General features: G+C 44.1%; 10 protein-coding genes. All 10 read left to right on the forward strand.

Features of this window, described 5'->3' with window-relative positions; translation table 11 throughout:
* Nucleotides 1-119 precede the first annotated feature (119 nt).
* Nucleotides 120-1,244, forward strand: a complete 1,125-nt coding sequence (gene dnaN, locus RDN93_RS13645; RefSeq protein ID WP_005678124.1) for a DNA polymerase III subunit beta — start codon at nt 120-122, stop codon at nt 1,242-1,244.
* A 113-nt stretch (nt 1,245-1,357) separates the two neighbouring features.
* Nucleotides 1,358-2,137 carry a 3'-5' exonuclease gene (locus RDN93_RS13650; RefSeq protein ID WP_005678125.1) on the forward strand — a complete coding sequence of 260 codons (780 nt, stop codon included), beginning with the start codon at nt 1,358-1,360 and terminating at the stop codon, nt 2,135-2,137.
* Nucleotides 2,137-3,354, forward strand: a complete 1,218-nt coding sequence (gene coaBC / locus RDN93_RS13655; protein ID WP_055256315.1) for a bifunctional phosphopantothenoylcysteine decarboxylase/phosphopantothenate--cysteine ligase CoaBC — start codon at nt 2,137-2,139, stop codon at nt 3,352-3,354. The genes RDN93_RS13650 and coaBC overlap by 1 nt, the downstream gene beginning before the upstream one ends.
* Nucleotides 3,355-3,369: 15 nt before the next feature.
* On the forward strand, nt 3,370-5,031 hold the full coding sequence (recN, locus tag RDN93_RS13660) for a DNA repair protein RecN (protein WP_005678127.1): 1,662 nt from the start codon (nt 3,370-3,372) through the stop codon (nt 5,029-5,031).
* A 35-nt stretch (nt 5,032-5,066) separates the two neighbouring features.
* Nucleotides 5,067-5,810 carry a 23S rRNA (guanosine(2251)-2'-O)-methyltransferase RlmB gene (gene rlmB, locus RDN93_RS13665; RefSeq protein WP_005678128.1) on the forward strand — a complete coding sequence of 248 codons (744 nt, stop codon included), beginning with the start codon at nt 5,067-5,069 and terminating at the stop codon, nt 5,808-5,810.
* Between the two features lies 1 nt (nt 5,811).
* On the forward strand, nt 5,812-7,518 hold the full coding sequence (locus tag RDN93_RS13670) for a serine protease (protein ID WP_005678129.1): 1,707 nt from the start codon (nt 5,812-5,814) through the stop codon (nt 7,516-7,518).
* A gap of 285 nt (nt 7,519-7,803) precedes the next feature.
* On the forward strand, nt 7,804-10,062 hold the full coding sequence (locus RDN93_RS13675; protein WP_055256316.1) for an alpha-N-acetylglucosaminidase: 2,259 nt from the start codon (nt 7,804-7,806) through the stop codon (nt 10,060-10,062).
* A 246-nt stretch (nt 10,063-10,308) separates the two neighbouring features.
* A complete protein-coding gene (locus RDN93_RS13680) occupies nt 10,309-11,253 on the forward strand; it encodes a site-specific integrase (protein WP_055256317.1) in 945 nt (314 codons plus the stop codon).
* Nucleotides 11,254-11,609: 356 nt separating this feature from the next.
* A complete protein-coding gene (locus RDN93_RS13685; protein WP_005678133.1) occupies nt 11,610-12,203 on the forward strand; it encodes a UpxY family transcription antiterminator in 594 nt (197 codons plus the stop codon).
* Nucleotides 12,184-12,382, forward strand: a 199-nt coding sequence (locus RDN93_RS13690; RefSeq protein WP_308746022.1) for a hypothetical protein, incomplete at its 3' end; no start/stop codon positions are given. The genes RDN93_RS13685 and RDN93_RS13690, both read left to right, overlap by 20 nt.

Below are 12,382 nucleotides of genomic sequence, written 5' to 3' on the forward strand. Positions count from 1 at the left end.
TTTTTAGTAATATCCTTCACACAAAGCCTGTTTTTTTCTTTTGTTTTTATTGGGTAGCCCCAATCTTTTTTCGTAACTTTGTGCGATAGAACATTTAAAACTTAAATACACGAAAATATATGAAATTTATCGTTTCAAGTACTGCTCTTTCCAGCCATTTACAGGCCATCAGCCGTGTGATTAATTCAAAAAATGCGCTGCCAATTCTCGATTGTTTCCTCTTCGAACTGGAAGACGGAACATTGTCTGTGACTGTATCTGACAGTGAAACTACAATGGTTACTACCGTAGAAGTGAATGAAAGCGATACTAACGGGCGTTTTGCCGTAGTAGCGAAAACTTTGCTCGACGCACTGAAAGAAATTCCGGAACAACCTCTCACGTTCTTGATCAATCCGGACAACTACGAAATAACAGTGCAGTACCAGAATGGGAAATACAGCCTAATGGGACAGAATGCGGACGAATTTCCGCAATCGGCTACATTGGGTGACAACGCAGTTCGTGTGGAAATGGAAGCGGAAGTGTTGCTGGGGGGAATCAACCGCTCGGTCTTCGCTACTGCCGACGACGAACTCCGCCCGGTGATGAACGGTATTTATTTCGATATTACAACAGAAGATATCACAATGGTGGCTTCGGACGGCCACAAGCTGGTACGTTGCAAGACGCTGGCTGCCAAGGGTAACGAACGTGCTGCCTTCATCCTTCCCAAAAAACCGGCTACATTGCTCAAAAACCTTCTGCCGAAGGAACAAGGCTCTGTGACGATCGAATTTGATGAACGCAACGCTGTGTTTATGCTCGATAGCTATCGCATGGTATGCCGTCTGATCGAAGGACGCTATCCGAACTACAACTCTGTAATTCCGCAGAACAACCCGCATAAAGTGACGGTCGACCGGCAACAGCTGATCGGAGCTTTGCGCCGTGTGTCTATTTTCTCGTCACAGGCCAGCAGCTTGATTAAACTTCGTATGCAGGAGAACCAGATCGTGATTTCCGCACAAGATATCGACTTCTCCACTTCTGCCGAAGAAACACAAGTCTGCCAGTATGCAGGTGCGGCAATGAGCATCGGATTCAAGTCTACATTCCTAATCGACATTCTTAACAATATTTCGGCAGACGAAGTTGTTATCGAACTTGCCGATCCTTCACGTGCCGGTGTCATCGTACCGGTGGAACAGGAAGAAAATGAAGACCTGCTGATGTTGTTAATGCCGATGATGTTGAACGATTAATATACATTTCACGACAGAGGACACGGAGGACACAGAGGATAATTTGAATGACATTCCTTTCATTTACTCTCTATGTCCTCCGCGTCCTCTGTTGTGAAACAAAATGAATAAAAATGAAATTAAATCTGAAAAACCCTATTGTCTTTTTCGATCTTGAGACGACAGGAACCAATATCAACACAGACCGAATCGTTGAAATCTGTTATTTGAAAGTTTACCCGAACGGGAATGAGGAAGCGAAAACTCTGCGCATCAATCCCGAAATGCACATCCCCGAAGCATCTTCCGCCGTGCATGGCATTTATGACGCTGACGTGGCAGATTGCCCGACTTTCAAGGAAGTGGCAAAGAATATTGCCCGCGACATTGAAGGATGCGACCTGGCCGGATTCAATTCCAACCGTTTTGATATTCCTGTGCTGGCAGAAGAATTTCTGCGTGCCGGGGTGGACATTGATATGAGCAAACGTAAATTTGTGGATGTACAGGTGATATTTCATAAAATGGAACAACGTACCCTGTCCGCAGCCTACAAGTTCTATTGCGAGAAGAATCTGGAAGATGCGCACACTGCCGAAGCGGATACACGGGCTACATACGAGGTGCTGAAGGCACAGCTCGACCGTTATCCGGATCTTCAGAATGACATCGCATTCCTTGCCGATTATTCCAGTTTCAGCAAAAACGTAGATTTTGCAGGACGTATGGTTTACGATGATAATGGAACGGAAGTGTTCAACTTCGGAAAGTATAAAGGAATGTCGGTAGCCGAGGTGTTGAAGAAAGACCCCGGATATTACAGTTGGATTTTGAATAGTGATTTCACGCTGAATACGAAGGCGGCCTTGACTAAGATCCGCTTGCGTGAAATGAGTAATTTGATTACGAAATAATGCTAAAAGGAAAAAAGATAATTCTTGGAATTACCGGCAGTATTGCCGCATATAAGGCTTGCTATATCATCCGCGGACTTATCAGGCAAGGAGCGGAAGTGCAGGTTGTGATTACTCCGGCGGGAAAAGAATTTATTACTCCCATTACTCTATCGGCCTTGACCAGCAAACCGGTCATCAGTGAATTCTTTGCCCAACGTGACGGAACGTGGAACAGCCACGTTGACCTCGGACTGTGGGCAGATGCGATGCTGATAGCTCCCGCCACTGCCTCTACCATTGGCAAAATGGCAAACGGGATAGCTGATAATATGCTGATAACGACCTATCTTTCGGCGAAAGCTCCGGTGTTTGTAGCTCCGGCTATGGACCTCGATATGTATGCTCATCCTGCCACTCAGAAGAATCTGGAGATACTTCGTTCTTACGGCAATCATATTATCGAGCCGGGTACGGGTGAGCTTGCCAGTCATCTTGTAGGGAAGGGACGTATGGAGGAACCGGAGAATATCATCCGTGTGCTGGATGAATTTTTTTCTGCAAACGGTGAGCTGCAAGGTAAGAAAATAATGATTACAGCCGGGCCGACTTATGAGAAGATTGACCCTGTCCGTTTTATCGGCAACTATTCTTCCGGAAAAATGGGGTTTGCCCTCGCGGAAGAATGTGCACGTCGTGGAGCGCAGGTGACACTGATAGCGGGACCCGTGCAACTGAAAACACAACATTCCCGCATTCGTCGCATTGATGTAGAGTCTGCCGGCGAAATGTCGGTAGCGTCGAAAAAATACTTTGCCGAAGCCGATGCGGGTATTCTTTGTGCGGCAGTAGCCGATTTCCGTCCGGAGGTGGTAGCCGATAAGAAAATTAAACGTGAGAAGGAGGAAGAACTGACTCTGCATCTTCAGGCAACCGAAGATATTGCGGCAAGTCTGGGAGCGTTGAAAGGTAAGAATCAGTTGTTGGTAGGCTTTGCCCTCGAAACGAACAATGAACAGCAGAATGCCGAAGGAAAGCTCGAACGCAAGAACTTCGACTTCATTGTACTTAATTCGCTCAATGATGCGGGAGCCGGATTCCGTTGCGATACGAATAAAATAAGTATAATAGACAGAAAAGGCCGTACTGACTACCCCCTGAAATCAAAAACGGAAGTAGCTCAAGATATTATCGATCGTCTGTCTGATGAATTGAAACTCTTAACTCTCAACCCTTAACTTTCACTGATCCAAATGTTACGTTCATTATACATTCAGAATTACGCATTGATAGAGAAACTGGACATCAGTTTTGAAACAGGCTTTTCCGTTATAACAGGTGAAACGGGGGCCGGAAAGTCAATTATTCTGGGAGCAATCGGTCTGTTGCTTGGGCAGCGGGCGGATATGAAGGCCATTCGCCGGGGGGCTTCCAAATGTGTAATAGAGGCACGTTTTGATATTTCAGCGTATGGTATGCGCCCGTTCTTTGAGGAGAACGAGCTGGAATATGATGAGGAGTGCATCTTGCGCCGTGAAGTGCAGGCATCCGGTAAAAGCCGGGCATTTATTAATGATACTCCCGCATCTTTGGTGCAGGTAAAAGAGTTGGGCGAACAGTTGATTGATGTACATTCGCAACATCAGAACCTGTTGCTCAATAAGGAAGGGTTTCAGTTGAATGTGCTCGACATTCTTGCACATAATGATGCGGCACTGGAGAAATATCACTCTCGTTATGCCGGGTGGAAACAGACTGAAAGAGAGCTGTCCGAGTTAATGGAACTGGCTGAGAAAAGCCGTGCTGATGAAGATTATATCCGTTTTCAACTGGAGCAGCTTGAAGAAGCTCATCTTGCCGAAGGAGAGCAGGAGGAACTGGAACAAGAAGCTGAAATGTTAAGTCATGCGGAGGAGATCAAGGCGGGGCTTTATCGGGTGGAACAGTCTTTTGCTTCGGACGAAGGAGGATTGCTTTCCTATTTAAAGGACAGTCTCAATACGCTGAATAACTTGCAAAGAGTTTATCAGCCTGCCAAGGAACTTGCCGAACGTATGGAAAGTGCCTATATCGAACTGAAAGATATTTCGCAGGAGGTATCTTCGCAAGGTGAGTCTATCGAGTTCAATCCTACAAGGCTGGATGAGGTGAACGATCGTCTGAACATGATCTATTCCCTGCAACAGAAACACCGTGTGCAGACACTTGAGGAACTGATTGCTTTGACGGAGGAATATCGTGGCAAGTTGTCCGCTATCACTTCTTACGATGAGCGCATTGCCGAACTGACAGAACGTAAGGAAGAACAATATAAACAGGTCAAGCAGCAGGCGGAAGTGCTGACCAAAGCCCGTGCAGCGGCTGCGCGTGAGGTAGAAAAACAGTTGGCAGCCCGGTTGGTACCGTTGGGAATGCCGAATGTCCGTTTCCAGGTGGAAATGGGGTTAAAGAAAGAACCCGGATTACAGGGAGAAGATACTGTCAGCTTCTTGTTTTCTGCCAACAAGAACGGTGTGTTGCAGAACATTTCTTCCGTCGCTTCGGGAGGTGAAATAGCGCGTGTCATGCTGTCTATCAAAGCAATGATTGCCGGAGCCGTGAAACTGCCGACTATCGTATTTGATGAGATTGACACCGGAGTATCCGGTGAAATAGCCGACCGCATGGCAGACATGATGCAGGAAATGGGCGAACAGAACCGTCAGGTTATCAGTATCACTCACCTGCCGCAGATAGCTGCCCGGGGAGGGGCCCATTATAAAGTATATAAGAAGGACAGCGATACGGAAACCAACAGCCACATCCGACGTCTCACCGACGAGGAACGGGTAGAGGAGATTGCACACATGTTAAGTGGTGCTACATTGACCGAAGCTGCCCTTAGCAATGCCAAAGCCCTGCTTGCCCGCAACTGATAAATAGTAAATTATAAAACAGTAAATTAACATAGATGCTTGATAAAAGTGAAATGATTTTCGGCGTTCGTGCCGTGATAGAGGCCATTCAGGCTGGTAAAGAGATTGATAAGATTCTGGTAAAGAAAGACATTCAGAGTGATCTTTCCAAAGAACTTTTTGCAGCTTTGAAAGGTCTGCTGATACCCGTTCAGCGTGTTCCGGTGGAGCGTATTAACCGTATCACCCGGAAAAATCATCAGGGTGTGGTGGCTTTCATTTCATCCGTAACTTATCAGAAGACGGAAGATCTCGTTCCTTTCTTGTTCGAACAAGGGAAGAATCCGTTTTTCGTCATGCTTGACGGAGTGACCGATGTACGCAATTTCGGTGCAATTGCCCGTACCTGTGAATGTGCAGCCGTAGACGCTGTGATTATTCCGGCTCGTGGCAGTGCTTCTGTGAATGCGGATGCTGTGAAAACTTCTGCAGGGGCATTGCATACCCTTCCGGTATGTCGTGAGCAAAATCTGCGTGCGACTCTGCAATACTTGAAGGATAGCGGTTTCCGTATTGTTGCTGCTACGGAAAAAGGAGACTACGACTATACGAAAGCTGATTATACAGGACCGTTATGCATCATTATGGGTGCGGAAGATACGGGAGTCTCTTATGATAACCTGGCACTCTGTGACGAATGGGTGAAGATACCGATGTTGGGAACAATCGAATCCCTCAATGTGTCTGTTGCTGCCGGTATCCTGATTTACGAAGCTGTGAAACAAAGAAACAACGACTGATATGAAGAAGATTTTAATCCTACCTTTGGTGCTTTTCTTTCTGGTACAGGGAAGCATGGCACAAACCCCTAAATGGGTGGAGAAGGCGAAACGCGCAGTTTTCTCTGTGGTGACTTATGACAAGAATGATAAGATGCTGAACACCGGGAACGGATTTTTTGTATCCGAAGACGGATTGGCTTTATCTGATTATAGCCTTTTTAAAGGAGCGGAACGTGCGGTGGTTATCACGGCGGACGGCAAGCAAATGCCGGTAGACGTGATACTTGGAGCTAATGATATGTACGATGTTATTAAGTTCCGTGTAGCCATTACCGAGAAGAAAGTTCCTGCGTTGAACGTGGCAAAAGCTGCTCCGGAAGTGGGAGCCGATGCATGGATGCTTCCTTATTCGACACAAAAGAGTATTGCTTGTGTATCCGGTAAAGTGAAAGATGTCTCCAAAGTGGCCGGAGAATATCATTATTATACGTTGGGTATGCAGATGAAAGATAAAATGGTTAGTTGCCCGGTGATGAATGCGGAAGGACAGGTATTCGGTATTTCCCAGAAGTCCTCCGGAATTGATACGGTGACTACTTGTTATGCAGCAGGGGCCGCTTTTGCCATGGCACAAAAAATCAATGCGCTTTCTTTGGGTGATGCTGCGCTGAAAAGTATCGGAATCAGGAAAGGACTGCCCGAAGTGGAAGATCAGGCATTGGTTTACTTGTTTATGGCTTCTTCACAAATGACGGATGAAGAGTACGGCAAACTATTGGATGATTTTATCCGCCAGTTCCCGAACAGCACGGACGGGTATATTCGCCGTGCCAATTATTATGTAACTAAGGGACAGGAAGACCAATCTTGGTTTGACAAGGCGGTTGCCGACTTTAATAAGGCATTGAAGGTAGCACAGAAAAAGGATGATGTGTATTACAACATTGCCAAGTTGATGCATGCTTACCAATTATCGAAGCCTGAGAAGACGTATAAAGACTGGACGTATGACACGGCTTTGAAGAATCTCCGCCAGGCAATCGCTATTGATCCGCTTCCTGTTTACACTCAGCTGGAAGGGGATATTCTGTTTGCCCAACAGGACTATGCAGGTGCTTTGGCTGCTTATGAGAAAGTGAACGCCAGCAATATTGCTTCTCCTGCTACCTTCTTTAGTGCCGCTAAAACCAAGGAATTGCTGAAAGCGGATCCGAAAGAAGTTATTGTATTAATGGATAGTTGTATCGCCCGTTGTCCGCAACCGGTTACTTCCGCGTTTGCTCCTTATCTTCTGGAACGTGCACAGATGAATCTGAATGCCAATCAGGCGCGTAATGCGATGCTCGATTACGATGCTTATTTTAAAGCAGTCAACGGACAGGTGAATGATATGTTCTATTATTATCGAGAACAAGCTGCCCTGAAAGCACGCCAGTATCAACGTGCATTGGATGATATTGCCAAGGCGATCGAACTGAATCCGAAAGACCTGACTTATAAGGCAGAGCAAGCAGTGGTAAACCTGCGTGTGGGACGGTATGAAGAGGCTGTTCAAATATTGAATAATATATTGAAAGAAGATCCGAAATATGCCGAGGCCTATCGTCTGCTCGGACTTTGTCAGATACAGTTGAAGAAAACGGATGAAGCTTGCGGCAATTTCAATAAAGCAAAAGAACTGGGTGATCCGAATACGGATGATCTGATAAAGAAATATTGCAAGTAAAGATTGCTTTTTTCGAAGATATAAAAATGAACCCCTGCCAGCTTTCTCAGTTGGCAGGGGCTCTTCGTTTTTGGGGACATTTCTTTAAAACTCTCTCTCTTTTCTGTTTTTCCCCACACTTGTTAAGTTCAGGTTATAGGTCTTAATGATATATAGGTTTGATCATTCTACGTTTGCTTTTTATATAATAAATGCAGGGGATTGGGAAATACTGCATCGTATTAATTATTTTTTTTAGAAAAAATCTTTTTCTTATATTTGTGCTATATAAAAATTGATAGTCAAATGAAAAAACCTTTGTTGTTATTATTGTGCCTGTTTACTGTAATAGGCTATGCCAAAGACCCGCACATTAAGGCTGTTTATGCCTTAATAGAGCGAGTCACACCCGGATATGGGAAACAGATCAAACTGCAATTGATCGACCCCGCCAATGGAGAGGATGTGTATGAAATCTCATCAGAAAAAGGGAAAGTCCTTTTGAAAGGGAATAATGCCATAGCCCTGTCCACTGCATTTAACCAATATCTGAAATATACGTGTAACGCGCATGTTTCATGGTTGGGTAATCAATTAAACTTACCTGAAAATCTTCCGCTTCCCCAAAAGACTATCCGTAATACGATCAATGGTAAATACAGGGTATACATGAATTATTGTACGGTCAGCTATACTGCTGCCTATTGGGATTGGGAACGTTGGCAACGCGAAATAGATTTCATGGCTATGAATTCTATCAATATGCCTTTGGCAACAGTAGGATTGGAAGCTGTATGGTATAACACGTTATTGAAACATCGGTTTACAGATGAAGAAGCACGCCGTTTTTTAGCCGGTCCGGGACATGCTGCCTGGCAATGGATGCAAAATCTGCAAAGTTATGGAGGTCCGCTGCCTAAATCTTGGATCGATAAACATATTATCTTAGCTAAAAAGATAATAGACCGTGAAAGGGAATTAGGTATGACACCGATCCAACAAGGATTCTCCGGTTATGTTCCTCGTGAATTGAAAGATAAATATCCTGAAGCTAAAATTCGCCTGCAACCCGGTTGGTGCGGATTTAAAGGAGCAGGACAGCTTGATCCTACCGATGCGTTGTTTGCAACATTAGGCCGTGATTTTTTAGAGGAAGAAAAGAAACTTTATGGCACGTATGGAATATACGCAGCAGATCCGTTCCACGAGAGTGCACCTCCTGTCAATACTCCGGAGTATTTAAGCGCAGTAGGGCATGCCATATATAAATTAATCAAAGATTTCGACCCGAAAGCTAAATGGGCTATGCAGGCATGGAGTTTGCGGGAACCGATTGTAAAGGCTGTTCCTCAGAATGACCTGATTATTCTGGACTTAAATGGAGAAAAGATAAAGGGCCGCAAAGGCTTTTGGGGATACCCGGCTGTGGAAGGAAATTTGCATAACTTCGGCGGGCGTATTAATATGCATGGAGATTTGCGTTTGCTGGCCTCCAACCAATATATGACGGCTTTAAAACAGTATCCCAATGTATGTGGCTCCGGTTTGTTTATGGAAGCTATTGAACAGAATCCTGTATATTATGATTTGGCATTTGAGATGCCTTTGCATAAAGGGGAAGTAGCCATTGAGGAATGGCTTAAGCAATATGCCAACCGACGTTATGGGGCTGTCTCTCCCTCGGCTCAGCAAGCTATGATTTGTTTATTGGAGGGACCTTATCGTCCCGGTACAAATGGTACCGAACGAAGTTCTATCATTGCTGCACGTCCTGCTCTTAATGTAAAAAAATCAGGGCCTAATGCGGGATTGGGAATTCCATATTCTCCTTTATTAGTCATTCAGGCCGAAGGTTTGTTACTCAAAGATGCCGATAAACTGAAGAACTCTGAACCTTATCGTTTTGATGTGATAGATGTCCAAAGGCAAATGATGACCAATATGGGACAAGTTATCCATAAAAGAGCTGCCGAAGCTTTCCTGAATAGAGACAAAGAGGCTTTCGCTTTGCATAGCAAACGCTTCTTGCAAATGCTGGAAGATGTGGACGAGCTGCTTCGTACACGTCCTGAATTTAATTTTGACCGTTGGCTGACATCTGCACGAAGTTGGGGGGATACGGAAGAAGAAAAGAACCAGTTAGAATATGATGCCACTTCCTTAGTCACTATTTGGGGGGCAGACGGAGATCCTTCTATTTTTGACTACTCATGGAGAGAATGGACGGGACTTATTAAAGGGTATTATTTGCCGCGTTGGACGAAGTTTTATGCCATGCTTCAGGAACATCTCGATAATGGAACAACCTATTCGGAGGAGGGATTACGTCAGACGCATGGACGAGAGGCTTTCCGTGCCAATGATTTTTATAGTAAACTGGGGGATTGGGAGTTACAATTTGTATCTACCCCCAATAAGGCACGTACTCCAATCGTACAAGGGGATGAAATAGAAATTGCCGGTCGGATGTATAAGAAATATACTGCTTTGGCCAAAGAATATTACCAGGACTTCAAAGCGGATGCAATCAAAGACGGTAAAACGTATGAGAATCTAGGGGAATAATTTCTATATACCCACACATAAAGAGAGAGGATAAATCATTTACTTAATAATGTTTATCCTCTCTTTGTTTATGATATTATAACTGAATAAGGCAGGGGTTATTGAGATTACAATTTGCATATTTTCTGGAAGAATATCTGATTTTCATGTAAAACAGTAAGTATTCCATAAATAGTATGTTCGGTTTAATGAAAATCTTGTATATTCCGTGATATTTTCACTCATTAATATAATATGAAATGAATTATGAAGAAAAATCGATTTTCTACTTGTGCAAGCAACTATATTGATTGTTTGCGAAAGGAGGGCCGTTATTCTACGGCCCATGTGTATAAGAATGCGGTCCGTTCTTTCTCGCAGTTTTGTGGTACGCAGTCTATTGAGTTTACCAAAATAAACCGCGAAAACTTAAAAAGGTATAGCAATTACCTGACGGCCTCCCGTTTAAAGCCAAATACGATATCTACGTATATGCGTATGTTGCGTTGTATCTATAATAGGGGAGTGGATGCTCGTCAGGCTCCGTATGTACATGGCTTGTTTCGTGATGTGTTTACCGGAGTTGATACCCGCCAGAAGAAAGCACTTCCTTTGAGTGAGCTTCATACGTTGCTTAACAAAGATCCGCAGACGGAGACACTTCGCCATACGCAGGCCATTGCTAATTTACTGTTTCAGTTTGGTGGTATGCCGTTCGTTGATCTGGCTCATCTGGAGAAGTCAAATTTGAATCAGGGACTCTTGAAGTATAACCGTATGAAAACCGGTACTCCCATGAGTGTGGAGATTATAGATTCTGCTTATGAGTTACTTTCTTTGCTTCGTAATAATCATAGTTCATCTTATTCCGACCGTCCCGATTATCTTTTCCATATATTGAGTGGAGAGTATAAAAGGGGGGAAGAAGGTGCGTATCGTGAGTATCAGTCTGCATTACGGAAATTCAATAATCATCTGAAAAGTTTATCCCGTAAGCTGAGGTTGCATTCGTCTGTAACATCTTATACTTTGCGGCATTCCTGGGCTACTACTGCTAAATATAGGGGTGTTCCTATTGAGATGATCAGTGAGTCACTAGGGCATAAATCAATTAAGACAACTCAGATTTATTTGAAAGGTTTCGAATTGGAAGAACGCACAAAAGTAAATAAACAAAATTATTATTACGTTAGAAGATTTAAAATAGCCTGAAGGAAAAGGTTTAAAATGCTAAGATTTAGGGGCTTAGTATTACTGTTACTTCTTAAGTAACGGAAATTTATTCGGTGCAAAGATAGGTAAAAATACTAATAGCATACAAGTAAAAACTTCTTTTTTTCCTTTTTCTCTTAAATACATAATAAAAAAGTATCTGAACATGAAGATTTTGCTTTCATGCTCTATGACCTTTTATTGCCTAATTTCGGAATACTTTCATATCGAATATTAGGTTTCCATATCGTCCCACCCTCATCGCGGTTCATTTTCCTTTTTTTGTTGTTAGCTGCTGTCTGCAAATGCATGATCCGTTACTTAAGAAGTAACAGATAAACATGGGGTAAAAAAATATGATTTTTCAAGAAAAGAAATCAGCAAATGCCGGGCCTAGTTGTGGGACAGGGGAAGGCGTAGCACACTCAAAACGTTGGTATGTCGCTCTCGTTCGTATGCATCACGAGAAGAAGGTATCCGAACGTTTATCCAAAATGGGAATTGATTCTTTTGTTCCCGTTCAGCAACAGATTCATCAATGGAGCGACCGCCGTAAGCTGGTGGATACCGTCTTACTTCCTATGATGGTTTTCGTTCATGTGACTCCCAAGGAGCGTATGGAAGTTCTTTCCTTTTCCACTGTCAGCCGTTATATGGTGATGCGTGGTGAAAGTACTCCTGCCGTAATTCCCGACGAGCAAATGGCCCGTTTCCGTTTCATGCTCGATTATTCTGATGAAGCCGTCTGTATGAATGACTCTCCTTTGGCCCGTGGTGAGAAGGTGCGTGTCATAAAAGGTCCTTTGAGCGGCCTTGTCGGCGAACTGGTGACTGTCGGTGGCCGGAGTAAGATTGCCGTCCGTTTGAATATGCTCGGCTGTGCCTGTGTCGATATGCCGATCGGTTATGTAGAACCTATTCACTTAATCAATGATACTTCGAAAGTTTAGTGTTTTGTTATTGATCCTTCTGTCGGGATCATCTCCTCTTTTCGCTCAGAGTATGAGCGATTCCCAGGTACTTGAATATGTGAAGGACGGTATCCGTCAGGGTAAGGAACAAAAACAGTTAGCCTCCGAGTTAGCCCGCAAGGGTGTAACCAAGGAGCAGGCCCTGCGTGTGAAGCAGC

It is taken from the genome of uncultured Bacteroides sp. (assembly GCF_902491285.1).
GTDB lineage: Bacteria > Bacteroidota > Bacteroidia > Bacteroidales > Bacteroidaceae > Bacteroides.